At 43.7% G+C, this 23,420-nt stretch carries 27 protein-coding genes; 14 read left to right on the forward strand and 13 right to left on the reverse strand.

Annotated elements, in window-relative coordinates:
- Nucleotides 1-55: 55 nt before the first annotated feature.
- Nucleotides 56-1,507: a serine hydrolase gene (locus FM019_RS09700; protein WP_185969244.1), complete on the forward strand. Its 1,452-nt coding sequence runs from the start codon at nt 56-58 to the stop codon at nt 1,505-1,507.
- Between the two features lie 92 nt (nt 1,508-1,599).
- Here FM019_RS09700 and murA read toward each other — a convergent pair whose 3' ends face one another.
- The 7 genes from murA to mlaF are packed head-to-tail and all read right to left on the reverse strand — an operon-like array spanning nt 1,600 to nt 6,204.
- Entirely contained in the window at nt 1,600-2,856 is a 1,257-nt protein-coding gene (gene murA / locus FM019_RS09705) for a UDP-N-acetylglucosamine 1-carboxyvinyltransferase (protein WP_143835703.1), read from the reverse strand.
- Nucleotides 2,857-2,865: 9 nt separating this feature from the next.
- The gene (locus FM019_RS09710) at nt 2,866-3,126 is read right to left on the reverse strand and encodes a BolA family protein (protein WP_143835704.1); all 261 of its coding nucleotides are present in this window, start codon (nt 3,124-3,126) and stop codon (nt 2,866-2,868) included.
- A 29-nt stretch (nt 3,127-3,155) separates the two neighbouring features.
- Nucleotides 3,156-3,464, reverse strand: a complete 309-nt coding sequence (locus FM019_RS09715) for a lipid asymmetry maintenance protein MlaB (RefSeq protein ID WP_143835705.1) — start codon at nt 3,462-3,464, stop codon at nt 3,156-3,158.
- Nucleotides 3,465-3,469: 5 nt separating this feature from the next.
- Complete coding sequence (locus FM019_RS09720) at nt 3,470-4,126, reverse strand: phospholipid-binding protein MlaC (RefSeq protein WP_143835706.1); 657 nt, start codon at nt 4,124-4,126, stop codon at nt 3,470-3,472.
- Nucleotides 4,127-4,152: 26 nt separating this feature from the next.
- On the reverse strand, nt 4,153-4,620 hold the full coding sequence (gene mlaD, locus FM019_RS09725) for an outer membrane lipid asymmetry maintenance protein MlaD (protein WP_143835707.1): 468 nt from the start codon (nt 4,618-4,620) through the stop codon (nt 4,153-4,155).
- A gap of 10 nt (nt 4,621-4,630) precedes the next feature.
- Nucleotides 4,631-5,407 carry a lipid asymmetry maintenance ABC transporter permease subunit MlaE gene (mlaE, locus tag FM019_RS09730; RefSeq protein ID WP_143835708.1) on the reverse strand — a complete coding sequence of 259 codons (777 nt, stop codon included), beginning with the start codon at nt 5,405-5,407 and terminating at the stop codon, nt 4,631-4,633.
- Entirely contained in the window at nt 5,407-6,204 is a 798-nt protein-coding gene (gene mlaF, locus FM019_RS09735) for a phospholipid ABC transporter ATP-binding protein MlaF (RefSeq protein ID WP_143835709.1), read from the reverse strand. Before mlaF ends, mlaE begins: the two co-directional genes overlap by 1 nt.
- 265 nt (nt 6,205-6,469) lie before the next feature.
- Here mlaF and FM019_RS09740 point away from each other — a divergent pair, with 265 nt between their 5' ends.
- The 13 genes from FM019_RS09740 (at nt 6,470) to FM019_RS09800 (ending at nt 16,573) form a co-directional block, all read left to right on the forward strand.
- Nucleotides 6,470-7,426: a calcium/sodium antiporter gene (locus tag FM019_RS09740; RefSeq protein ID WP_143835710.1), complete on the forward strand. Its 957-nt coding sequence runs from the start codon at nt 6,470-6,472 to the stop codon at nt 7,424-7,426.
- A 13-nt stretch (nt 7,427-7,439) separates the two neighbouring features.
- Complete coding sequence (locus FM019_RS09745) at nt 7,440-8,408, forward strand: KpsF/GutQ family sugar-phosphate isomerase (protein ID WP_143835711.1); 969 nt, start codon at nt 7,440-7,442, stop codon at nt 8,406-8,408.
- Complete coding sequence (gene kdsC / locus FM019_RS09750; protein WP_143835712.1) at nt 8,408-8,962, forward strand: 3-deoxy-manno-octulosonate-8-phosphatase KdsC; 555 nt, start codon at nt 8,408-8,410, stop codon at nt 8,960-8,962. Before FM019_RS09745 ends, kdsC begins: the two co-directional genes overlap by 1 nt.
- Nucleotides 8,959-9,519 carry an LPS export ABC transporter periplasmic protein LptC gene (gene lptC / locus FM019_RS09755; RefSeq protein WP_143835713.1) on the forward strand — a complete coding sequence of 187 codons (561 nt, stop codon included), beginning with the start codon at nt 8,959-8,961 and terminating at the stop codon, nt 9,517-9,519. The genes kdsC and lptC overlap by 4 nt, the downstream gene beginning before the upstream one ends.
- On the forward strand, nt 9,491-10,063 hold the full coding sequence (lptA, locus tag FM019_RS09760; RefSeq protein ID WP_143835714.1) for a lipopolysaccharide transport periplasmic protein LptA: 573 nt from the start codon (nt 9,491-9,493) through the stop codon (nt 10,061-10,063). The genes lptC and lptA overlap by 29 nt, the downstream gene beginning before the upstream one ends.
- Nucleotides 10,063-10,788, forward strand: coding sequence for an LPS export ABC transporter ATP-binding protein (gene lptB / locus FM019_RS09765; RefSeq protein WP_143835715.1), 726 nt, complete (start codon nt 10,063-10,065; stop codon nt 10,786-10,788). The genes lptA and lptB overlap by 1 nt, the downstream gene beginning before the upstream one ends.
- Before the next feature lie 59 nt (nt 10,789-10,847).
- On the forward strand, nt 10,848-12,320 hold the full coding sequence (locus FM019_RS09770) for an RNA polymerase factor sigma-54 (protein WP_143835716.1): 1,473 nt from the start codon (nt 10,848-10,850) through the stop codon (nt 12,318-12,320).
- A 26-nt stretch (nt 12,321-12,346) separates the two neighbouring features.
- Nucleotides 12,347-12,634: a ribosome hibernation promoting factor gene (gene hpf / locus FM019_RS09775; RefSeq protein ID WP_143835717.1), complete on the forward strand. Its 288-nt coding sequence runs from the start codon at nt 12,347-12,349 to the stop codon at nt 12,632-12,634.
- An 18-nt stretch (nt 12,635-12,652) separates the two neighbouring features.
- A complete protein-coding gene (gene ptsN / locus FM019_RS09780; protein ID WP_143835718.1) occupies nt 12,653-13,099 on the forward strand; it encodes a PTS IIA-like nitrogen regulatory protein PtsN in 447 nt (148 codons plus the stop codon).
- Nucleotides 13,096-13,941, forward strand: a complete 846-nt coding sequence (rapZ, locus tag FM019_RS09785) for an RNase adapter RapZ (RefSeq protein WP_143835719.1) — start codon at nt 13,096-13,098, stop codon at nt 13,939-13,941. Before ptsN ends, rapZ begins: the two co-directional genes overlap by 4 nt.
- Complete coding sequence (locus FM019_RS09790; protein ID WP_143835720.1) at nt 13,941-14,213, forward strand: HPr family phosphocarrier protein; 273 nt, start codon at nt 13,941-13,943, stop codon at nt 14,211-14,213. The genes rapZ and FM019_RS09790 overlap by 1 nt, the downstream gene beginning before the upstream one ends.
- 118 nt (nt 14,214-14,331) lie before the next feature.
- Nucleotides 14,332-15,690 (forward strand): magnesium transporter, encoded by a 1,359-nt coding sequence (gene mgtE / locus FM019_RS09795; protein WP_143835721.1) that lies wholly within the window; start codon nt 14,332-14,334, stop codon nt 15,688-15,690.
- Between the two features lie 52 nt (nt 15,691-15,742).
- Nucleotides 15,743-16,573 (forward strand): DMT family transporter, encoded by an 831-nt coding sequence (locus tag FM019_RS09800; protein ID WP_143835722.1) that lies wholly within the window; start codon nt 15,743-15,745, stop codon nt 16,571-16,573.
- 19 nt (nt 16,574-16,592) lie between these two features.
- Here FM019_RS09800 and galK read toward each other — a convergent pair whose 3' ends face one another.
- From galK to FM019_RS09830, 6 genes are all read right to left on the reverse strand, one after another.
- Nucleotides 16,593-17,753: a galactokinase gene (galK, locus tag FM019_RS09805; protein ID WP_143835723.1), complete on the reverse strand. Its 1,161-nt coding sequence runs from the start codon at nt 17,751-17,753 to the stop codon at nt 16,593-16,595.
- A 4-nt stretch (nt 17,754-17,757) separates the two neighbouring features.
- Nucleotides 17,758-18,804 (reverse strand): UDP-glucose--hexose-1-phosphate uridylyltransferase, encoded by a 1,047-nt coding sequence (locus FM019_RS09810; RefSeq protein ID WP_143835724.1) that lies wholly within the window; start codon nt 18,802-18,804, stop codon nt 17,758-17,760.
- Between the two features lie 277 nt (nt 18,805-19,081).
- The gene (locus FM019_RS09815; RefSeq protein WP_260681590.1) at nt 19,082-19,540 is read right to left on the reverse strand and encodes a pyridoxamine 5'-phosphate oxidase family protein; all 459 of its coding nucleotides are present in this window, start codon (nt 19,538-19,540) and stop codon (nt 19,082-19,084) included.
- A 26-nt stretch (nt 19,541-19,566) separates the two neighbouring features.
- Nucleotides 19,567-21,918 (reverse strand): aerobic respiration two-component sensor histidine kinase ArcB, encoded by a 2,352-nt coding sequence (arcB, locus tag FM019_RS09820; protein WP_143835725.1) that lies wholly within the window; start codon nt 21,916-21,918, stop codon nt 19,567-19,569.
- A 71-nt stretch (nt 21,919-21,989) separates the two neighbouring features.
- On the reverse strand, nt 21,990-22,832 hold the full coding sequence (locus tag FM019_RS09825; RefSeq protein WP_143835726.1) for an N-acetylmuramoyl-L-alanine amidase: 843 nt from the start codon (nt 22,830-22,832) through the stop codon (nt 21,990-21,992).
- A gap of 10 nt (nt 22,833-22,842) precedes the next feature.
- Entirely contained in the window at nt 22,843-23,340 is a 498-nt protein-coding gene (locus FM019_RS09830) for a 3TM-type holin (RefSeq protein WP_185969245.1), read from the reverse strand.
- Between the last annotated feature and the right edge of the window lie 80 nt (nt 23,341-23,420).

Below are 23,420 nucleotides of genomic sequence, written 5' to 3' on the forward strand. Positions count from 1 at the left end.
GTTTTTAGCTGCACTTCTATTGCCAACTTTTTTGTATGGGCAAACAGAACCTTCGATGAAGCAACTTATTCAACATTATTCGGATGATGTCCCCAAATTGATGGAGACAAGCCATGTTCCAGGCATATCTTTAGCACTATTCGATAAAAATAAGGTACTTTGGCACCAAAATTGGGGAGTTTCCAATACAGAAAAGCATTCTGCTATCGAAACGAATATGATGTTTGAAGCAGCGTCACTTAGCAAGCCAGTTTTTGCAGCCATTGTTTTACGACTCGCTAGCCGGGGTGAGTTTTCTCTCGATCAGCCCTTGCATACCATTCTACCCTTTACACGAGCGACTGATCAGAGCTTAGCCAAACAGTTGACCGCAAGAGTAATCTTGTCTCACCAAACAGGTTTACCCAATTGGGGGGGAGAATATATAGATTTCATCGAGTCACCGAAAACTAGTTTCCATTACTCTGGTGAAGGCTATGTTTATCTACAAAAAGTGTTAGAAAAGATGACAGGAAAAAGCCTGCAAGAACTCGCTGAATCGGAAATCTTCGATGTGGTTGGCATGAAAAACTCGCAATTTACATGGACGCCAAACGAACGAATAAATAGGATAACTGGTCATGATAGATTGTCCAATCCAATGAACAGAGGCATCCCGGAAGCCAATGCTGCATCCAGTCTTCACACCACATCTAGGGACTATGCAAAATTTGTTATGGCGTGGTTTAAAGGAACCTTGTTTGATGCGGACCTGATTGCGCAGGCGCAGAGTCCTGAAATATTAATAACAGGGGATGAGCGCAATGCTAAGCTTCCGCTTCCCAATGGTTCTAGATTGGCATGGACACTGGGTTGGGGATTGCAGCAACAGAACAATCATGTCATATCCTGGCACTGGGGTGACAATGGCGTATTTAAAGCTTTTGTTGCTTGGAATTCATGGACAAATCGTGGAATGGTTTACTTTTCAAACAGCGAGAATGGTTTATCGATAGCAAAAAAATTGGTTGAGCCTGTAGTTGGAAACATGGCAAATACGTTTCATTTTCTAAACTACACACAATCAGACAACAAAATTTGGCATTTAGAACATGCGGCACTGCTAGCACTAAAGAATAAACACTGGCAGGAAGCACAATCTTATTATCAAAAAATGCAATCGCGTTCACCAAACAATGATCAAATTGCAAGGCGTATCACATGGTTGCAAGAGCGTATACGTGTGCTAAATGAGAGCTTTGTATTGAGTGAAGAAAACCGCAATTGTATCGTCGGTCAATATGGACCAAGACAGATTAAATGGGAAAACGGCCGACTATATTATCAACGACGAGGAAATCAACCACACAAGTTGCTTCCGATCTCTGCCACGCAGTTTTTAGTAGGCGACCTGACTGATTTTAAAATTTCATTTTCAACTGATGAAAAGGGGATCTGTAACGCCATAGTTGGTCACTATATTTCTGGCGAACAAGACAGATCTCCACGCTCAACTACAAGACATTGATTCAAATTCTTTATGAGTGTTACAGCTCACTTGTTTAAGCGCCGATAACAGCCTCAATCCTGGCTGTGAGTTATTCTAAAATCTGAACAGAATTAAATTCTTTCGATGTTTGCACCCAATTTGGTGAGCTTAGTTTCGATGTGTTCATACCCACGATCAAGGTGGTAGATACGATCAACGGTCGTTTCCCCCTTTGCGACAAGTCCAGCAATGATGAGGCTGGCTGATGCCCGTAAATCGGTAGCCATCACTTGTGCGCCTGTAAGTTGATCAACCCCTGTGCATACTGCACTGTTGGTTTCTAGAGCAATTTTTGCACCCATACGTTGCAGTTCCGGCACATGCATAAAACGATTTTCGAAAATGGTTTCGGTTACTACACCGGTTCCTTGCGCCAAACAGTTCATTGCCACAAATTGCGCTTGCATATCAGTCGGAAAGCCTGGGTGGGGAGCCGTTTTGATATCCACACTGACCGGCCGCTTACCTGCCATATCTAATTCGATCCAATCGTCTCCAGTGGTAATTTTCGCCCCTGCTTGGGTGAGCTTGCTTAGGACCGCTTCGAGGGTTTCTGGAGCGGCATTAATACACTTAATGTGCCCACCAGTAACTGCTGCGGCAACCAAAAAAGTACCGGTCTCAATGCGATCAGGAAGCACCCGATAATGACATCCATGAAGTCGCCTTACCCCGACAACTTTGATGCTGTCACTGCCCGCACCTGTGACTTTAGCTCCCATTCGATTGAGGCAATTGGCTAAATCAACAATTTCTGGCTCTCGTGCGGCATTTTCAAGTACGGTTTCACCTTCCGCCAGGGCCGCCGCCATCATTAAATTTTCAGTAGCGCCGACACTGACCATATCCATAAAAATGTGCGCACCTTTGAGACGTCCATCTACCGAAGCGCGAACATAGCCGCCTTCCACTTCTATATTGGCGCCCATCTGTTTCAAGCCATCGAGATGTAGATTGACTGGACGCGCACCAATTGCGCAACCACCTGGCAGTGACACATTCGCCTCGCCATATTTTGCTAACAGCGGCCCAAGCACCAAAATTGAAGCGCGCATGGTTTTCACCAGCTCATAGGAAGCAGTAAAGTTGTTTATTTGACTGGGGTCCAATTCGAGTACTTGGTTGTCGTGACGTTGCGCCTTGACGCCTAAATCAGATAACAAGGCAACACTTGTTTTGATATCTCGAAGCGCAGGAACATTGTCAAAATGGCAGGAGGAGTCAGCCAAAATACTGGCCATCAAAATAGGCAATGCAGCATTTTTAGCACCCGAGATAACAACTTCGCCTTGTAACGCGGGCCCTGTTTTTATACGTAACTTTTCCATTGGAAGCGACTATGGCTGCGGCATGTTAAACATGCGCTCGCGCTGCCATTGTTTCTCAGAAAATGTTTTTATGGAGATAGCGTGCATGCTTCCATCAGCAATTTTGTCTTTTAGCGGACCATAAATAAATTGCTGTTTTTTAACACGGCTCATGTCATCAAATATATCGCTGACAGCAATGATCTGAAAGTGTGAGCCATCACTGGTTACATGCACTTCAGCAAGCTCTAATTCTTGCTTTAGTAAAGATTCGATTTGTTGATTGTCCATTTGCTTTCTTTATTCGGTGTTGTCTAGCGCTATTGTAACGGCAAAAGCCCTTCGACGTTGCTTAATTTTGCCAAATTAATTAAACCTGTTGGGACCTCTTTTAAACTAATATCAACCTGAGCATCCTGACATTCTTTCGCCAAATGCATCAACCAAGCAAGTCCGGCCGTATCGACATTTAGAACACCTTGCATGTCTATTTGTAACGAAAGTCCTTGTTTTTTCAATTCGTTCACTGCAAGTGATTGGTCGGGCCAACAGTCCATAACGGTTTTACGGTTCAAGTTTCCGGTAATCTTAAATCGACCATCAGCTTGCTTGGTGACAGTTGCTTCCATGTGAATTAGGTATCCGCTTGTTCTTTTTCGATAACGATAGGTTTGCTGATTTTGTCTTTCATCAAATCAATCACCACGTCGATCCCTTGCTGACGCAAAATCGACTCGAACTCACTTTGCTTGCTCGATAGCATACTAATTCCTTCAGCAACCATATCGTAAGCTTTCCATTGATTCGTCTTGCGATCTTTACGAACTTTAAACGCGATTTTAATATCAGGGCGATCATCGTCTTTTACCAATGCGCGCACCGTGACGTTTCGATCGTCTTCAAAATCTGAAGCGGGTTCAAATTCAACGGTTTGATCGTCGTAATAGCCCATTGCTACCGCATAAGTAGTGACTAGGTACTCACGGAAGACCATCACGAATTCTTGTAGCTTTTCTTTTTCAGTTTTTCTGACATATTTGCCTAAAACCTTAAAGGCAGAAAACTTGTAATCAACATAGGGAAGCAATTCTTCTTTCATAATGGTGCGAAGTACCTCTGGATCTGCTTCGATGTTGGCCTTTTCGTTTTTAATGCGCTCAAAAGTGACTGATGCCACCCCTTGAACCATAGCATAGGGGTCTTCCTTGTCTATCTCCTGTGCTTGCGTCGCTGACATCCCTAGTGTTAGAAATAACACTGCAGTGATGTTGGCAAATAATTTGATTTTCATAATTTTTCCTAACGCTTTATGACAGCTTATTCGCTGTCTCTACTAAATAAAAATTGACCAATTAAATCTTCTAGCACTAATGCAGATTTTGTATCCGCTATATAGTCGCCATCAGCGAGATTCTCGATATCATCGATTGAAAAGCCAGGTTGTAAACCAACATACTGCTCCCCCAACAATCCAGAAGTTAAAATCGACACTGAACTGGTTTCAGGAAACTCAATGTATTGCTTTGAAATGCTCAATGTAACAACCGGCGTGAAATCTTCAGGGTCCAAGTGAATATTCTCCACCCGACCAATGGTAACCCCACCAACTTTTACCGACGAACGTACTTTCAGACCGCCGATATTATCGAACTTTGCATACAGATTATAAGTTTCTCCGTTACCCACAGAACCTTGATTAGCGACATTCATCGCCAACATCAGCGTTGCGGCGATTGCTAAAGCTACAAACAGTCCAACTAATATTTCGGTTTTCCTTGATGTCATGCCTGTATCCTCACTCAATTCCAAACATTATTGCGGTTAAAACAAAATCCAGCCCCAACACGGCGAGTGACGAATACACTACGGTTTGTGTGGTTGCTGCGCTGATCCCTTCTGATGTCGGGATCGAATCATATCCTTTAAAAATGGCTATCCAAGTGACAACAAAAGCAAACACAACACTTTTAATGACACCATTCATGACATCTTCGTTCCATTCGACGGTTGATTGCATGATTGACCAATAACTGCCAGCGTCAACGCCTAACCATTCCACGCCAACCAAATGCCCACCTAAAATGCCTATTGCGCTAAAAATAACGGTGAGCATCGGCATTGAAATAATCCCAGCCCAAAACCTTGGAGCGATGATACGTCTGAGCGGATCAACCGCCATCATTTCCAAACTACTAAGTTGTTCAGTGGCTTTCATTAAGCCTATCTCTGCGGTCAACGCTGAACCAGCTCTACCAGCAAACAGCAGGGCAGTGACAACCGGACCAAGTTCACGAAGAATAGAAAGCGCCACCATCGGCCCTAAGCTTCCTTCAGCGCCATAGTCGACTAGTATCGTATAGCCTTGTAACGCCATAACCATGCCGATAAACAACCCTGACACCATGATAATGGACAAAGATTGCACACCAACCACGTACATTTGACGGATGGTTAGTGGAATATTTTTTAGTTGCGGTACGGCAATCAATGCGCCATACAGCACGTAGCTTGCTCTGCCTACCGCAGCAAATCTGTCTAGTGTTGCTCTTCCTAGATTCGCTAACCAATCCATTAGCTCGCTCCCATAAATTCATTCTCTAACGATGTCGCCGGATAATGGAAAGGTACTGGACCGTCAGCTTCACCATTTAAAAACTGTTGAACCAAAGACGAGTCACTTTGGCGAATCTCTTCTGGTGTGCCGGAACCAATAATTTTTTTCTCCGCCAGAATATAGACATAATCGGCGATGCTCATAACCTCTGTGACATCATGAGTCACTACAACGCTAGTCAGATTTAGGGCGTTGTTTAATTCTTTGATGAGCTTTACCAAAACTCCCATTGAAATCGGATCTTGGCCGGCGAAAGGTTCGTCGTACATAATCAATTCTGGATCCAATGCAATTGAACGGGCCAGCGCAGCTCTGCGGGCCATGCCTCCAGACAACTCACTCGGCATTAAGTAAGCAGCACCACGCAGTCCAACCGCTTGTAATTTCAACAACACGATAGTTTTTATTAGCGATTCAGGCAGTTTTGTATGCTCGCGTAACGGATACGCAATGTTGTCGAAGACGCTTAGTTCGGTAAATAAAGCACCACTTTGAAACAACATGCTCATTTGGCGACGAACTTTAAACAAACGGTTTCTGGTCATGCCGGGAATAGATTCACCACGAAATTTGATGTCACCTTGAGCGGGTCGAAGTTGACCACCAATTAATTTTAAAAGTGTGGTTTTACCGATCCCACTTGGGCCCATGATCGCCGTTGTCTTTCCCTGCGGAATTTGTAAACTAATGTTGTCGTAAATGACACGTTCACCCCGTTTAAAGGTCAAACTCTCTATTTCAATCAAATTTTTCACTTAAAACTCCGAGTCACCTTGAGGATAAGACACGCCAACATTCGTTTATATTTCACACGGCCCCACTATCTGCGGTCATTCTATAACTTTTCAAGCCTAATTCACAAAAACTAAAGGTAACAAAATCTGAAATACAAAATCGTAACTTTTTGTAGCTTGATTTTGACAAAAATGATCACAATATTTATGTATTATGATTGGCCGATTAGGAATTACCTGTGTATTTTGCGATAATCATAACATTGTTTTTAGATGAATTAGCTCAGTGATAATAGAAGCGCTTATATTTATTGCCGGTTTGGTTGCACTCAGTTGGAGCGCCGATCGATTCGTTTTTGGTGCATCGGCATTGGCCAATAGCCTCGGTATATCTCCTATGGTCATTGGCCTAACCATTGTTGCAATGGGCTCATCAGCGCCTGAAATTGTCGTGTCTGCGACCGCATCAATGAATAACAACCCCAACACTGCTGTAGGCAATGCTATTGGTTCGAATATTACCAATGTTGCCTTAGTCCTGGGTCTCACGGCTTTACTTAAACCGCTTATGGTTTCCAGCTCTACCATTCGCAGAGAAATGCCTGTGTTAATGGCTGTAACTCTACTGGCAGTTTATTTTCTGTCGGATAGACATTTAACTCACGTCGAAGGCATCGTTCTGATTATTCTATTTTTTGTCAGTATAGGAGGCCTAACACTCATCTCCTTAAAAGCCGACAAGGGTGACCCTCTACAAGCCGAGACCGAAGAAGAACTCCCTAAAAATGTGCCTACCTCCAGAGCAGTGGTTTGGGTGCTAGTCGGTTTGATAATGTTGCCGGTCAGTGCTCACTTTATGGTTGACTCTGCGGTAGAAATAGCCCGCTTTTTTGGAATGAGTGAGCTTGTTATTGGATTAACTATCATCGCATTAGGTACGAGTCTTCCTGAACTTGCGGCGAGTATTGCCGGCGTGCTTAAAGGTGAAGATGATTTAGCCTTAGGAAATATCATAGGCTCAAATATTTTTAATTTGTTGGCAGTATTGGCGATGCCAGGCCTTATTGCACCAGGACTCATTGACGAAAATGTAGCGACTCGGGACATTTTTGCAATGCTTCTGGTCACAGGTTTGCTTATTGCCTTTAGTTTTAATTTGCGCGGTACCCGACGCATCAATCGTTGGGAAGGTGGCACGCTGGTAGCTTGCTATCTAATCTACTGTTATTACTTACTAGCCTGAAGAAAGAGAAAAAATGTCTTCTCAATACAGACAATCTGCACTTCGAGTGCTGGAAATTGAATCTGAAGCGATAAAACAACTTGATCAGTATATCGACGAGCATTTCGATCGCGCTTGTCAATTACTCCGTGATTGCACTGGCAAAGTCGTGGTTAGCGGCATGGGCAAATCTGGTCATATTGGCAATAAAATCGCAGCAACTCTATCAAGCACAGGAACACCAGCATTTTTTATGCATCCAGGCGAAGCAAATCATGGTGATTTGGGCATGTTAACTGAACAAGATGTATTGCTAGCCATTTCTAATTCAGGCGAAACCGCTGAATTGCTAAATTTGCTTCCGGTGATCAAGCGATTATCTATTCCGATTGTTGCCATGACAAACAATCGCCATTGCACCTTGGCTAAACATGCCGATGTTGTTGTCTGCATTAAAGTTGAAAAAGAGGCGTGCTCTTTAGGGCTTGCACCGACTGCCAGCACCACGGCAACGTTAGCAATGGGCGACGCGCTAGCCATCGCGTTGCTGGATGCGAGTGGATTTAGTTCTGCAGATTTTGCCCTTTCACATCCGGGCGGAAGTCTCGGTAGACGACTTCTGTTAACAGTAGCGGATGTCATGTATACCGGAGATGAACTGCCGCTGGTTGATGAACATGAGACTATCAGCAATGCGCTAATAGAAATTTCACGAAAAGGTCTTGGTATGACCGGGGTTGTAGACAAAAACCAAAAGTTAGTGGGTATTTTTACGGACGGAGACCTCAGACGAATATTGGATGATCGTCTCGATATTCATCGAACTTCAGTTAATCATGTCATGACACCTGGAAGTGTTACGGGAAATGCAGAAATGCTTGCGGTCGAAAACTTAAACTTAATGGAAAAACATAAAATTAATTCGATGATAATCGTAGACAAAAACACCGTTCCAGTTGGAGCACTCAATATGCACATGTTACTTAGAGCCGGAGTCGTTTAATGTCGTTAATTGACACGCTATATGGTCCTGTCACCAATAACTTGCTGTACAAGTTAGGTAAAATCAAACTACTGGTTTGTGATGTTGACGGCGTTTTTTCTAACGGTAACATTTTCATGGGTAATAACGGTGAAGAGCTAAAAGCCTTTAACACGCTTGATGGTTATGGCGTAAAAGCGTTATTAAGTATCGGTATTGATGTCGCAGTAGTGACCGGTAGGCAGTCGCAGATTGTCGAAGATAGGATGACAGCATTAGGTGTAACCTTGATTATTCAAGGTGAGGAAAACAAGCGCTCTGCCGTGCAAAAACTAAAAGAACATCTAAATCTGAAAAAGGAAAACATCGCTGCGATCGGTGACGATGTGCCAGATTTAGCGATGTTCGAAGAGGCGAATGTTGGAATTAGTGTGCCAAACGGCCATCCGACAGTGCGCCAACGGTCCGAGTATGTCACCCAGACTTATGGCGGCGCTGGTGCTGTGAGAGAAGTTTGTGATTTGATTTTGTTTTCCAAAAATAAGCTCAATCAATCTTTTGGTAGCAGCATATGAACCGAATCACCATCAGTATTGGCGCACTATTTTTGTTGGTACTGCTGGTATATCTGCCGGGTTGGATGACCACAACTCCTGAGCTAAAAGAACAAGACGCCGATCAATTGTGGCGCCCTAATTATCAAGCGCGCAACATGCGTAGCACCTTATACGATGAAAATGGTGAGATAAATCACCAGGTTTTTGCATTGAAGATGGAACATTACCAGTTACTTGGGTTCACAGTATTTAGTCAGCCTCGGTATACCATCTATGTGTCGAATGACGATAATCCTTGGCATGTTGAAGCGACAGAGGGCACACTATACGAAAATAATCGAATTCAACTAGAAACAGACGTCGAAATTCGAAGTTTAGATGAAAGTGGCTTTGTGCAGACCATTCGCACACAGTTTTTAGAAATAAATCTGGTTGATAAAACAATGGTTTCTGATCAGCCAGTAGAAATAAATGGCAAAGATTTTGTGGTGATGAGCAACGGCTTTACTGCAAATTTAACTACCCAAATATATGAGTTAAAAGACCATGTTCAAACACAATATGCTCCGCGTTAGCTTACTCCTAATTGCCTCGGTGCTCGGGACAAATAGTTATGCTGGAGAAGATGACTTCGGCTTACCAATTAAAGTCGACTCTAAGTCAAATTTCTTTGATGGCAAAACGAAAACATCTATTTTTCGTAGAGATGTTCGCATTACCCAAGGCACGCTGGAAATTCTCGCCGACGAGGTAGAAGTCATTGCTGGGTTAGGAGAAGGAAAAGAAGTGTTCATTGCCCGCGGTGAACCGGCCAAATACAGCCAAGTGCTTGATGATGGAAGTAACGTAAGTGCAGCTGCAAATGAGATTAAGTACGAGGTCAACAACCGCACATTGACCCTTACCGGTGCGGCAGAATTAAACCAAGATAGCAGTTTGGTCAAAGGCGAATCGATTCTGTTTAACATGGAATTGGAACAATTAATCGCCCAAGGCAGTGAATCGGAAGAAGGTGGCGTCACCGCAATTTTCCAACCCGACAGCTTACGTAAACGACAAGATGAGTCGGAAAAGCCGACCAATAAAGAAAAAGAACAAAAAGAGGACGACCAACCTTAATGGCAACGCTTAAAGCAGCTAATCTGGCAAAGTCATACAAATCAAGACAAGTAGTTAGAGACGTGAGTCTTGAAGTTTCTACAGGGCAAATTGTTGGTTTGCTCGGTCCAAATGGGGCAGGCAAAACCACAACGTTTTATATGATTGTCGGTATTGTTCCTTTAGACAAAGGCGAAATATTCATTGATCAGACTGAATTAACCTTGGAACCCATGCATGTTCGAGCAAGGAAAGGTATTGGCTATCTTCCGCAAGAATCGTCTATTTTTAGGAAGTTAACTGTCTACCAAAATATAATGGCTATTTTGCAGACGCGTAAAGAGCTCAACGCGGCGGAGCGAGAAGAGCAGGCAGACGCCTTGCTCGACGAATTTAATATTAACCACATTAGAAACAGCCAAGGGATGAGTTTATCCGGTGGCGAGCGGCGCCGAGTAGAAATTGCTCGTGCGTTGGCCGCTGATCCAGAATTTATTTTGCTCGATGAACCTTTTGCCGGGGTTGATCCAATCTCTGTGAATGATATAAAAAAAATAATTCAGCATTTAAGAGATCGTGGAATTGGCGTGTTGATAACTGACCACAATGTACGAGAAACACTGGATGTATGCGAAAAAGCTTATATTGTGAGCCACGGTGAACTTATCGCTTCGGGCAGTGCAGAAGAAGTTTTAAATAATCAACAAGTGAGAGATGTATACCTTGGTGAGCAATTCAAGCTATAGTAAAGGTATTGAAACTTAAACCCGTTATCTGTCTAACAGAGTAAGAAAACAAATTATAAATGAAGCCCTCGTTACAACTTAAATTTAGCCAACAACTTACCATGACGCCGCAGTTGCAACAGGCAATCCGGCTGTTGCAGTTGTCTACGCTGGACTTACAACAAGAAATTCAAGAAGCCCTGGATTCTAATCCACTTTTGGAAGTAGAAGAACTATCAGAAGGTCCTTCGGGCGATGCTGCGTTGTCCGATTCCAATGACAAACTGACAGAAGAAGCGGTAACCGCTTCTGACAGCCTAGATACCAATGAAGCGCTAGAAAAAGGCGATCTACCAGAAGATCTGCCCATTGATAGCACTTGGGACGAGTACATTAGTGCATCATCTGCTCCTGCACCTATGAGTTCAGGCGGAGGCGACGACGACCAAATATTTCAAGGTGAAACCAGCGAAAATATTCAAGACCATTTACTATGGCAAATGCGCCTTACACATTTTTCAGATACCGACATTGCCATTGCAATCGCTATTATCGATTCCATCGATGAGTCAGGTTACTTAACCATCAGTACGGAAGATGTGCTAAATAGTCTCGATAATGAAGAAATTGAGTTGGACGAAGTGGAATGTGTACTCAAGCGCATTCAAATGTTTGACCCAATCGGATCAGGTTCCAGAACACCTCAGGAATGTCTGCTAATTCAACTCAATCAGTTCGACAGCAGTACCCCTTGGATTAATGAAGCTAAACTTCTCATTGGCGACTACGCAGATTTACTTGGCAGTAAAGATTATCGAACCTTGATGCGTAAAACACGTTTGAAAGAAGACGAATTGCGCGAGGCTATGCGTCTTTTGCAAACGCTCAATCCTCGCCCAGGTAGCGCACTGCTGATAGGCGAGCCAGAATACGTCATTCCAGATGTTTCAGTGATGAAAAAGAACGGCCGTTGGCAAGTGGAGTTAAATCCGGATAGTCTGCCTAAGCTTAATGTGAATCAGCAATACGCGGCTATGAGTCGAAACGCTAAAAACACCAACGACAGCCAGTTCATTCGCTCTCATATGCAAGAAGCGAAGTGGTTTATCAAGAGTTTGGAAAGCCGAAACGACACTCTACTCAAAGTGGCAAATTGTATCGTCCAGCAACAAATTGGTTTCTTTGAACATGGTCCAGAAATGATGAAACCTATGGTGCTTAACGACGTAGCTGAAATGGTCGATATGCATGAATCAACGATATCTCGTGTCACAACTCAGAAATACATGCACACGCCTCGCGGGATTTTTGAACTCAAATATTTCTTCTCTAGCCATGTAGCCACTGATTCTGGCGGAGAATGCTCTTCTACAGCAATTCGAGCTCTGATTAAAAAGCTTGTTGCTGCAGAATTACCAACTAAACCTCTTAGTGATAGCAAGATTGCTGAGCTGCTGGCAGACCAAGGCATAAAGGTTGCCCGCCGCACCATAGCAAAATACCGGGAGTCTTTATCGATCCCACCGTCTAACCAACGCAAGAGCCTACTCTAGGCTCATCAACAGAAGGAAGGCGCTTTATGCAAATTAACCTTACTGGCCATCATGTAGACATTACAGATTCTTTGCGAGACTACGTAGACACAAAATTTACCAAACTCGAGCGACATTTTGATCACATTAACAACGTACATGTCATCCTCAACGTTGAGAAATTGAATCAGAAAGCTGAGGCCACTGTCCATTTGAAAGGTGGAGAAGTGTTCGCAACATCTGAACATAATGACATGTATGCAGCGATAGATAGCTTAATTGACAAACTTGACCGACAAGTGATTAAGCACAAGGAAAAGATTAAGCGCCATTGACATTGAATTAGACGATTAATGGAAATTAAAGATATATTATCCCCTGACTGCACTACCTGTGCAGTTCAGGGCACTAGTAAAAAACGCATCCTAGAAACGATTAGCCAACTCGCAGCACAAAAAATACCTGATATCGACCAAGCGACGATCTTAGCTAGCCTTTTGTCCAGAGAGAAGTTGGGCAGTACCGGAATTGGTAATGGCATCGCCCTGCCGCATGGACGATTACAAGGTCTCAATAAAGTCATGGCATTTTTAGTTACCAGCAAACCTTCGATAGCATTTGATGCCATTGATAATTGTCCTGTCGATATATTTTTCGCTATTTTTGTACCCGAAGATCAGGCGCAAGGTCATTTGCAAACCTTGGCGACAATCGCGACTAAACTTAGCGACAAGAATGTTGTCAAGACCCTGAGAAAAGCAGACTCGGACAAAGAACTTTTTGAGGCAATCGTTTTATGAAATTGATCATTATTAGCGGTCGCTCTGGCTCAGGAAAATCTATCGCTTTGAGAGCCTTGGAGGATCTTGGCTATTATTGTGTAGACAATATCCCAGTCAACTTGTTGCCAACCCTCACCCACACTGTCGTCGACGAATATGATCAAGTGGCAGTTAGTATCGATGTACGGAATTTACCCAAAGTGCCCGGAGAACTGGTCGAGATATTAGACTACCTGCCGTCTACTTGGGATATGACAATTGTTTATCTGGATGCCAGTGATGACATGTTGGTCAAGCGTTTCAGCGAAACACGGCGTTTACATCCTCTATCTAGACAGAACAAATCCTTAGCCGATGCTATTCAAGCTGAAGGGCAACTTTTGGCGCCGATAGCAGAACGGGCTGATTTATACCTAGATACAGATAAACTCTCTGTGCACCAATTAGCAGAGTTGATACGCGAGCGGATCCTTGGCAAAAAGAGCTCAAGATTGGTTCTGGTATTTGAGTCTTTTGGATTTAAATATGGGATCCCCAAAGATGCTGACTATGTGTTTGACGCACGTTTTTTACCTAATCCTCATTGGGAACCTGATTTAAAGCATCTTACGGGCTTAGATACACCCGTCGAAATCTTTTTGGGTTCACAGCCCATAGTGACTAAATTTATCTGGCAGATCCAAAACCTCATCTCCACTTGGTTGCCTCACCTTGAGCGCAATAATCGCAGTTATGTCACTGTCGCTATTGGTTGCACGGGCGGGCAGCACCGTTCAGTATATGTCACCGAATCTTTAGCAAAAACCTTCGAAACCTCTCATCCTGACGTACAAATTCGCCACCGTGAGCTTAATCGTTAATGCGTTTTGAAAAGCAAATACTGATTGTTAATAAGCTCGGTTTGCACGCACGAGCTGCAACTCAGTTGGTGCAGCTAGCCAATCGATTTGATGCACAAGTGACATTAAAACAAGGTGAAAAGTCTGCTTCTGCTAATAGCGTGTTAGGACTGATGATGCTGGAAAGCTCGCAAGGAAAACAGGTCACCGTGATCAGCGAAGGAAAGGATGCGGAACCTGCATTAGAGGCAATTGAAAAGCTCATTGCTGAGCGCTTTAACGAAGACGAGTGAATCTTATAAGATAGTTGTCGGTTAAATTAATCCATCAATCTAAAAGATAATTGCTGACCTGTGCAACTCTCTCCTCTAAACTATTAAAAGCAATGAGTTTTTAATGGTTTAATCTTCCGTGGCAGAAGCACTCGAAATCAAACATGCACAAAGTCAACTGCAAGCGATTAATCTCGCTTTGAGCAGTGGCCGTTTCGTGCATGTACGTAAATTGCTTCACGAAATGCCAGCAAGTGATGTAGCGCTTCTTCTAGAATCATCGCCTTTTAAAGCACGGACAGAGCTTTGGAATATGCTCGATGATGATTTTCATGGTGACGTATTAGAAGAGCTTTCAGAAGATGTCCGTAACGGCATTATCAGCCAGATGGTGCCAGAAAAAGTCGTTGATGCCCTCGAAGACATGGACATCGATGACATCGCTGAAACACTCAGTACCCTGCCGCAGTCGGTCAGCCAAGACGTCCTAGAATCCATGGATGAACAGGATCGCCAACGCGCCGAAAAGGCCCTTTCATATGGTGAGGATACTGCTGGGTTCATCATGAATACCGACACCATCACTTTAAGAGCAGATGTCAACATTGATGTAATTTTGCGATATCTGCGTTTAAAAGGTGAGATCCCGGAGACAACTGACACCTTCTACGTTGTGAGTCGTAACGATAAATTTATCGGTACGATACCCGTAACAAAGCTTCTCACTGCACTGCCTGAATTGAAAGTCGAAGACTTGATGAATGAAGACGCCGAAGCAATCCCTGTGGATATGCCAGAGAGTGACGTCGCCAAATTGTTTGAACGCTATAACTGGTTATCTGCGCCTGTCGTCGACGAGAACAACCAACTGTTAGGTCGTATCACTATTGATGATGTAGTTGATATCATCCGAGAAGATGCAGAGCACTCCATGATGAGCATGGCGGGTTTGGATGATGAAGAGGACACTTTTGCACCTGTCGTGCAAAGTACCCAAAGGCGTTCGATTTGGCTGGCAGTCAATCTGTTGACCGCATTGATGGCGGCAGCAGTCAGTGACCTATTCGAAGCGACATTAAGTCAATTAGCAGTGTTGGCCATCCTCAATACAATAGTGCCAAGTATGGGCGGTGTTGCAGGAAATCAGACACTCACACTCGTTATCAGGGGGATGGCGTTGGGTCATGTTAGCGAAAGCAACTCCCGCTCATTGATCGCTAAGGAATTGGCAATAGGTTTTTTCAATGGTGCCATTTGGGCTATTTTCATTGCGTCAGTCATCGCCTTATGGAAACAAGATTGGATGCTGGGCGCTGTCATTGCCTTTGCGATGATGATAAATATGATAGCTGCAGGATTGGCTGGAGCGACACTTCCTTTGATTATGAAGAGGCTCAAAATAGACCCTGCTTTGGCTGGTAGTGTTATTTTAACGACGATCACTGACGTTGTCGGCATTTTTGCATTCTTAGGCACTGCAACGCTATTCCTTCTCTAACACCTAGCGGAGAAAACCAATTTCTCACTTAACGACCATTTTATATACGTTGATGGCTCTCGTGGCGTTCGCCGGAAATTCACTGATTTGCCGACTGGCATTGGCCGAGCAGACCATAGATGCGACTAGCTTTACTGTACTCAGAGTCATTTCTGGTGCTGCAATGCTTAGCACACTGGTATTGTTTTCGCGCTTAAAGACAAGGCGTGCTCTGAGCAAGTCTACACCTCAGGGTAGTTGGGCAGGAGCAATCGCTTTATTTCTCTATGCCACGGCGTTTTCGTATGCCTATATTGAACTCAATACCGGGATGGGCGCACTAATACTTTTTAGTAGTGTGCAAATAACTATGATTCTCGTCAGCATTGTTAAAGGTAATCGATTGAGTTCACTAGAATGGTTAGGATTTATCATTGCGATGAGTGGATTCGTTTATTTAGTGCTGCCAGGCATCAATGCACCTTCGATTCTTGGCAGTGTGCTAATGATATTATCTGGCGTTGCCTGGGGCATCTACTCTCTCGTTGGAGCTAAGTCAACCGATGCGTTGGCCGACACGAGCGCAAATTTTCGTCGCGCGTCAGTGTTATCACTAATTTTGCTTCCGGTATTAGTTATTAATGCAAGCTTCTCAATCGAGGGCGCATTTTACGCTGCACTTTCTGGCGCGGTGACCTCAGGGCTAGGTTATGCGATTTGGTATAGAGTATTACCTCAGTTGCGAGCAAACGTCGCAGCTGTTAGCCAGCTGAGTGTTCCTGTACTTGCAACACTGGGAGGATGGATTGTACTAAGTGAAACGCTATCTTTATCATTTATGATAGCCTCCGGGGTTATTATAAGTGGTATTGCCATGGTGATATTTGCTAGGTCGGCGAGTTGACCCCAATCAGGGATTAGGGTTAGTTAATCTCTCCTGCTCCTGGACTGGCTTTACAAATATACACGTCTGCTTGGTAACCGGTTTGCGCCGTGTAGCTATCATTTAGTTTGGTGACGGCGTTTTCAACCATATCGTGCGGCAATAGCGCCACAACACATCCACCAAACCCACCACCCGTCATTCTTATTCCACCATTATTTCCAATTATCTGACTCAAGGTTTCAACGATATAGTCTATGGGTTTTACGGTGATTTCAAAGTCATCGCGCATCGATGCGTGAGACTTTGCCATCAGATCAGACAACTGCGCATAATCGGCATTTTCTAGAGCAACAGCAGCTTTAAGTGTACGTTCGTTTTCAGAAACCACATGGTGAGCCCGACGATAAACAACTTCCGGTAACATTCCTTTGCTGTTTTCCAAAGACTCTAAGCTAATATCTCGAAGCGCGGGCACCCCTAAAATAGCTGCGGCTTGCTCACATTGTTCACGCCGCGTGTTGTATTCAGAATCAACTAAGCCACGTTTAACATTAGAGTTTATGATCATCACACTGAGATCATCAGGCATCTTGATTAATTTTGTGTGCAAGGTACGACAATCAAGTAGCAAAGCGTTTGATGCTTCGCCACAAGCGCTCACCATTTGATCCATTATCCCGCAATTGCAGCCAACAAACTGATTTTCAGCTTCCTGGCCATTTAGCGCTACATCCTCTTTGCTGATAGGTAAATCATACAACAGCCGAAAAGTTTCACCTACAGCGACCTCCAGCGATGCTGAAGAGCTCAATCCTGCTCCCTGAGGTACATTGCCGGTGATCACCATGTCCGCTCCTTGGAATTTCAATCCTTTGAGCACAAGATGCTTCACAACACCTCTGACATAATTGCTCCAAAGTTGATCTGGATGACTTTGAATCGAATCACTAATTTCGAATTCATCGGTTTGGTTTTCGTAATCCGCAGCCACCGCTCTTACTACCTTGTCCTTTCTGGGCGTTACTGCGATGAGAGTTTGATAATCGATCGCGCAAGGCAATACAAAGCCGTCATTATAATCGGTATGTTCTCCAATCAGGTTTACCCTTCCCGGTGCTTGAAAAATTCGCGCAGGTTGCGCCCCAAAGTGACTGGTGAAATTTTCCTTAAGTCCTTTAAGAATGCTTTGATTGATCATTCTATCACTCCCCTGTTGCCTTATAATGAATATCACTAAGGGCTTGTAGCCTCTGCGCAGCCTGTTCAGGCGTCAGATCACGTTGTGGCTCAGCCATCATTTCGTAACCCACCATGAACTTGCGAACACTAGCCGAGCGGAGCAAAGGCGGATAGAAGTGTGCGTGTAGTTGCCAATAAGGGCTCTCTTGACCATTGTTAGGTGCCCCGTGCCACCCCATAGAATAGGGGAAAGAACATTGGAATAAATTGTCGTAGCGACTAGTGAGTTTTTTCAGAATATCAGCCAAATCGGATTTCTGTATTTGATTCAATTGAGGCATTCTTTGGCAGGCGAATTTTGGCATTAATAATGTTTCAAATGGCCACGCTGCCCAATAGGGCACCACGGCAATCCAGTGCTCAGTTTCAGCCACAGTGCGAGTGCCTTTTGCCGATTCTTTTTGAGCATAATCTAGCAGCATCGACGTGCCATGCTTTTGGTAATAAAGTTGCTGATTTTTGTCCGCTTTTTCTACTTCAACCGGAATAAAGTCGTTTGCCCATATTTGTCCATGAGGATGTGGGTTAGAGCACCCCATCGCGGCGCCTTTGTTCTCAAAAACCTGCACCCAGATATAGTCTTCGGCCAGCTCTTCTACTTGTTCACACCAAGTCGACACAACTTCTTCTAGGGCATTGTGTGACATTTCTGGCAAAGACTTATCATGATCTGGCGAAAAGCAAATAACTCGACTGGTCCCTCGTGCAGAATTGAGCGTAAAGAGGTCATCATTTTCCTCATTAGAAGCAGGTGTGTCAGTCATCAATGCCGCAAAGTCATTGGTGAACACAAACGTCCCCTGATAGTCAGGGTTAACCTCTCCGTTAATACGAGTATTACGTGCACATAAGTAACACGTGGGATCGTGACTTTGACCTTTTTCTTGCTCAGTTTTTTCTACTTGTCCTTGCCATGGACGCTTTGCCCGATGAGGGGAGACCAATACCCACTCTCCTGTCAACGGATTGAGTCTTCGATGTGGGTGATCTACAGGATTAAAATTAGTCATAGTTACGTCCAAAAACGCGCAAAAAGATAAACCTTCAATATAAATACTATTATATTATTAATATGAATTCTGTAAACAATTTAATTAGATTAGTCGCTGATTGATTATTTGACGAATTTAGTCATGAAATTAGAATACTACCAATCCACTCAAAGAAGTGGATTGGTATCAATAACCTCAATCCCGGATTGAGGTTAAATAGACAATTAAACGGGTTACGATGAGTCATTGAAAAAACGGCGTTTTTCAGCGCCGAAATATCTTGTGCTTGATGAGATTATTTGAGTCTGTAGGTTTTCTTAGCAGAATCGACTTGCTCTTGCTCGCTGATGTTCGGAAAAAAAGAGTAACTTGGTGCAATTATCTTCGATACACGATCCACTTTAATACTAAAGATGCCTGCAACGGGATACTGCCCCTTGGTCAATTGAGCGATAATAGCTATCCTTTCTTCATATCCATTGTTCTTTTGCTCGAGATAGGTTGCTCTTCCGTAAACTTTGTAACCTTTTTGCTTAAATATATGTATAAAGCTTACACATACCTTTGGGTTGGCTTTGATGTTTCTGGCGCTATGCGGAGAAGCAATATTAGCGATGATAATCTCGTCGTCGTGATACACCGTAAAAATCTCTTTCGGTGATACGTTAGGCTGACCGTCAGAATCAACCGTTGCCAACCAACAAAGAACGCTTTCTTGGGCTGATGCGATTACCTGACGATCGAGTATTGCCAATAGTTGTCTCCCCAAACGAATCCCAATTAATCATCAATATTCTGTGCACTTAACCAATCATTGAGTTTAGCGAGATCCTGATTTTCAGCCATTTCTAACTCTTCTACCCAATCGTGCACATTTTCCCACCATGTCGGATGATCTCCCTGTTGAATTCGATTGGCGATTTTTTGCACTCTAGCCAATCCTACTGAACCTGCTGCACCTTTGATTTTATGCGCCTGAGAGCAAACTTCGTCTTTTTCATTGGCACTCAAGCTAATTTTAAGCACATCCATGTATTCAGGCATATTTTCCTGAAACACACCGACACTGGTTCTGACCATTTCATGCCCTATGGTGTCTGCCAGCATTTGCAGCAGATCAAGATCCAGGACGGCCTCCATTTCACTAGTTTTTGCTTCTTCTACCGAGAACTGCGGAATACTGGGCTGCTCACTAAACAACTGATTAAAGACTTCGATCACACGACTCTTTTTGATGGGTTTGGCAATAACGTCATCCATACCATTGTTGAGATATTCCTGGCGCTTTTTAATCACATTGGCTGTTAATGCAACAATAGGTGTCTGTTCAACCAGATTTTCATCGTGAAGGACACTGGCAACATTAAACCCGGTCATATCGGGCAGCTGAATATCAAGCAATATTAAATCGTATTGCTTTTCCCGAGCCATTTTCAGTGCTTCTTGGCCAGTCATGGCGACTTCTACGTGCTGACCCAGTTTTTCAAGCAGCGCCTTAGCAACCATCACATTGAGTTCAATATCTTCAACCAATAAAATTTCCAGGCCCTGAACGTGCAACTGTTGCATTTGTAGCGGCGTGTTGTTTATCGCTAAGGGCAATTCAACCGTAAAGCATGTACCCTCGCCAACAAGGCTGTTGACGCGTATTTCCCCATTCATCAATTGAACCATTTCTTTGCATATCGCCAAGCCAATACCGGTGCCCGTGGCTGATTGATGATCGGGGTGATTAACCTGATAATACATGGCAAAAATTTTATCTATTTCTTCTTTTGGGATCCCTACCCCTGTGTCTTTGATAGTGAACTTAACCATGCTGATACCCAGCTTATCTGGGTGATCATGCGCTTCCACAGTCAAACAGACTTTACCTTTTTGCGTAAATTTAATGGCATTAAATAACAAATTCCATAAAACCTGGCGCAATCGGGTACCGTCCGCTTCTACTTGAGCGGGGATAGGGTTTATGATTTCAGTTTCAAACTTCAATCCTTTGTCTGCCGCCAACAACTGAATGATGCTGCTCAATTCATTGGAAAACTCTTTTATTGACACCGTTTTAAGCGACAACTCCAGTCGATCTCTGTCGAGTTTATCCAAATCAATGATATCATTAAAAATGTTACCTAATGTGATGGCACTCGCATAAATTGTGCTGACCCAGGCGAACTGCTCTTCAGTTAAATTAGTATCCCGGAGCATGCGGCTCAACCCAACGATACCGTTTAGTGGAGTGCGCAATTCATGGCTGATTGTTGCAATAAATGCTGTTTTATCTTTATTCGCTTTGGCAACCGCATTTTCGGCTTGCTTGCGTTCTGTAATATCCCGTCCAAAGGCCAATAAACCCAAACGTGTCCCTACCGCATCGTAAAATGGAACCTTACGCATCTCAAAATATCGGCGCCGACCATCTGCAAATCGCAACCATAGCTCTTCGGTGATACTGGCATTTGTTTCAAGTACTTCATGATCACTTGCCACCACTTGGCGCGCAAGATCTTCGTCATACACTTGATGAGGGGTCAGTCCTATCAATTCTTCCTCAGTTTTGCCCGTCATTTGTTCCGCAACCCGATTACAGCCAGCAAATTGGCCTTCTTCGTTTCGGTAGTAGATTAAATCCGGTGAGGCATCAATAATAGAGCGTAACAGCGTCGAAAGCCGTTTAGCTTGTTCTTCTTGCTCTGATTTTTCATTAATTTCTCGCTCGAGCTCGTTAAATACCCTTTCTCGCTCAAGTTGAGCATCTTTGCGTTGTTCAATTTCGTGATTTAACCGTTTAATGTTGCTTTGCAGTTCTCTGTTAAGCAAAACGTCCTCTTCTCGGAGACGTTCCAATTGCTGCACAACTTGGGTGAGGCTTGCACGGCTTTGTTCGAGTTGTTTTACCAGCTCAGTGAAAACAAACAAAACCCATGGCGCACTCAACAACGTTAGGATAATTGCGCTAACAAAATCCTCTAAATCGACTTCTCCGCTAATGCCCATCCTTAATGCATAGGACCCGCCGAGCGTAAAGGCGAGTGTTAAAAAGACAAATAAAATACTGACTCTAAGAGTGCCAAAGCGTTTAACAAACTGTGCGACACCGATTGCCCAGGATTCAATAGGGGCTTTTGACTGCATAGGTAGGGTTCCAAAATAGCAATTAATACAATGCTATCAAGAAAAAGTCGGTGAGGTAAGCTGAACGAGAATTAACTTCCTTTGTCTCGCAAAAAGCGCCCACTTACCCAACCTGTTTGGGTAAATTCGATTCGAGACCATTCACCTTGGCGCTCAATCACTTTCACATGACTACCGAGGAGTAAAGGTTTAGAGATCGCTGCAAATTCAGCACCTGGACCGCTTCTGACATTCAATTTTGATGCAATAACGGTTTTTTCCCGTTGCATTTGAAATTCATCATCAGCACCGTCTTCAGCTCTATCAGTGGTGACGCTTTGGCGCAGCTTTTCCAGTGGAAACGCAGGGCCAGGATCTGTTTTTCGCGAAGGGGCTATTTCTTCGTGTCCGAGGATTTCTGTTATTCCATACACTTCACATAACAACTCACAGATCTCAAAGGTTTTTTCAATTTGGGTCTGCGAATAAGCATGCCAAAAACTGCTTTTTGATTGGTTTCTATGTACACCTTTGTGCACTTCGCTAGCAGAATAAACGCGATTAAACCAAGAGGAAAACTCTCCGGCTTCATTTTTGGTAAGTTCCCCTGCGTTATCCAGCTCAATGCCAATAGAAAAGCGATTTAAACCTGAGCGACCTTTCCACTGACTCCTGCCTGCGTGCCATGCAATAGTATCAAATGGAACCAATTGAGTGACTTCGCCGCCCCGACCAATTACCAAATGCGCCGATGCTTTGGCTTTTTCACTACAAAGGTGATTTACCGAAGAATCAAAGCTACTTCCTGCGGTGAAGTGAATAACAATAGTGTCAGCTCGACTTTGATTAAACTTCCCACCGTGATTAGGAGACGCTTGGTATTTCGCATTACCACCGGACAATTTGTGTTCGGTGATTGTCATTTCTGAAGCCATAAGAGTTTCCTTAACCCGCTGCGGAGTCGTCTTCCAATAATGAGACTCGTTTATTGCCTGTTATTTTATTTGTAATTTTGTTACCAGCACCCGCTTTTTCGAAACTGCGACCTACAGCCCAGGTTGCAACAATTCCCCCCCAAGCAGCCCAAAATTGTGTGGGTAATTCAAATGGAATAGGGTCTGATCCTGAAAGCAATCCAACCAATGGAACGACAAAATAATTAAGCCCTATCATGACTAGTCCAAAATACACAACTGTCGGACGAGCCCTCTTGGTGTAGGCGTCACCTTGAGCAAGCTCAGCTACCAAGATGCGTTCTTTTGCCTCTAAATTTTTGCGAATGGTTTGTTCAACTTCAGATTCCCTTGCCGCCACTACTTGTCGCAATTGCAATTTAAATTTCTGTTTCTCTTCGCCAGACAAATGGAATTCATCTATCACGTCACCGACTCGTTCTACAACTTCTGACGCACCACCAGAAAACAACGTGCTAAACCAACTCATACTCATTCCTTTTTTTGTAATGTGTTATTCATTACCTAAAAGGTTAGTCTATTTTTTAACCGACGACACATTTCTAAACG

The sequence above is a fragment of the Aliiglaciecola sp. M165 genome (assembly GCF_007197995.1).
In the GTDB taxonomy this organism is placed as follows: Bacteria; Pseudomonadota; Gammaproteobacteria; order Enterobacterales; family Alteromonadaceae; genus Aliiglaciecola.

What these genes read in the sequence shown, in the direction of transcription:
- mlaE (WP_143835708.1), bottom strand. Translation starts at nt 5,407, where the DNA reads ATGGATTGGTTAGCGAATCTAGGAAGAGCAACACTAGACAGATTTGCT.
- ptsN (WP_143835718.1), top strand. Translation starts at nt 12,653, where the DNA reads ATGGAAATTAAAGATATATTATCCCCTGACTGCACTACCTGTGCAGTT.
- mlaD (WP_143835707.1), bottom strand. Translation starts at nt 4,620, where the DNA reads ATGACATCAAGGAAAACCGAAATATTAGTTGGACTGTTTGTAGCTTTA.
- FM019_RS09745 (WP_143835711.1), top strand. Translation starts at nt 7,440, where the DNA reads ATGTCTTCTCAATACAGACAATCTGCACTTCGAGTGCTGGAAATTGAA.
- FM019_RS09790 (WP_143835720.1), top strand. Translation starts at nt 13,941, where the DNA reads ATGCGTTTTGAAAAGCAAATACTGATTGTTAATAAGCTCGGTTTGCAC.
- galK (WP_143835723.1), bottom strand. Translation starts at nt 17,753, where the DNA reads ATGATCAATCAAAGCATTCTTAAAGGACTTAAGGAAAATTTCACCAGT.
- FM019_RS09825 (WP_143835726.1), bottom strand. Translation starts at nt 22,832, where the DNA reads ATGGCTTCAGAAATGACAATCACCGAACACAAATTGTCCGGTGGTAAT.
- lptA (WP_143835714.1), top strand. Translation starts at nt 9,491, where the DNA reads ATGTTCAAACACAATATGCTCCGCGTTAGCTTACTCCTAATTGCCTCG.
- FM019_RS09715 (WP_143835705.1), bottom strand. Translation starts at nt 3,464, where the DNA reads ATGGAAGCAACTGTCACCAAGCAAGCTGATGGTCGATTTAAGATTACC.
- kdsC (WP_143835712.1), top strand. Translation starts at nt 8,408, where the DNA reads ATGTCGTTAATTGACACGCTATATGGTCCTGTCACCAATAACTTGCTG.
- FM019_RS09770 (WP_143835716.1), top strand. Translation starts at nt 10,848, where the DNA reads ATGAAGCCCTCGTTACAACTTAAATTTAGCCAACAACTTACCATGACG.
- FM019_RS09710 (WP_143835704.1), bottom strand. Translation starts at nt 3,126, where the DNA reads ATGGACAATCAACAAATCGAATCTTTACTAAAGCAAGAATTAGAGCTT.
- hpf (WP_143835717.1), top strand. Translation starts at nt 12,347, where the DNA reads ATGCAAATTAACCTTACTGGCCATCATGTAGACATTACAGATTCTTTG.
- murA (WP_143835703.1), bottom strand. Translation starts at nt 2,856, where the DNA reads ATGGAAAAGTTACGTATAAAAACAGGGCCCGCGTTACAAGGCGAAGTT.
- lptB (WP_143835715.1), top strand. Translation starts at nt 10,063, where the DNA reads ATGGCAACGCTTAAAGCAGCTAATCTGGCAAAGTCATACAAATCAAGA.
- FM019_RS09830 (WP_185969245.1), bottom strand. Translation starts at nt 23,340, where the DNA reads ATGAGTTGGTTTAGCACGTTGTTTTCTGGTGGTGCGTCAGAAGTTGTA.
- FM019_RS09810 (WP_143835724.1), bottom strand. Translation starts at nt 18,804, where the DNA reads ATGACTAATTTTAATCCTGTAGATCACCCACATCGAAGACTCAATCCG.
- arcB (WP_143835725.1), bottom strand. Translation starts at nt 21,918, where the DNA reads ATGCAGTCAAAAGCCCCTATTGAATCCTGGGCAATCGGTGTCGCACAG.
- FM019_RS09720 (WP_143835706.1), bottom strand. Translation starts at nt 4,126, where the DNA reads ATGAAAATCAAATTATTTGCCAACATCACTGCAGTGTTATTTCTAACA.
- FM019_RS09700 (WP_185969244.1), top strand. Translation starts at nt 56, where the DNA reads ATGAAGCAACTTATTCAACATTATTCGGATGATGTCCCCAAATTGATG.
- lptC (WP_143835713.1), top strand. Translation starts at nt 8,959, where the DNA reads ATGAACCGAATCACCATCAGTATTGGCGCACTATTTTTGTTGGTACTG.
- rapZ (WP_143835719.1), top strand. Translation starts at nt 13,096, where the DNA reads ATGAAATTGATCATTATTAGCGGTCGCTCTGGCTCAGGAAAATCTATC.
- FM019_RS09800 (WP_143835722.1), top strand. Translation starts at nt 15,743, where the DNA reads ATGGCTCTCGTGGCGTTCGCCGGAAATTCACTGATTTGCCGACTGGCA.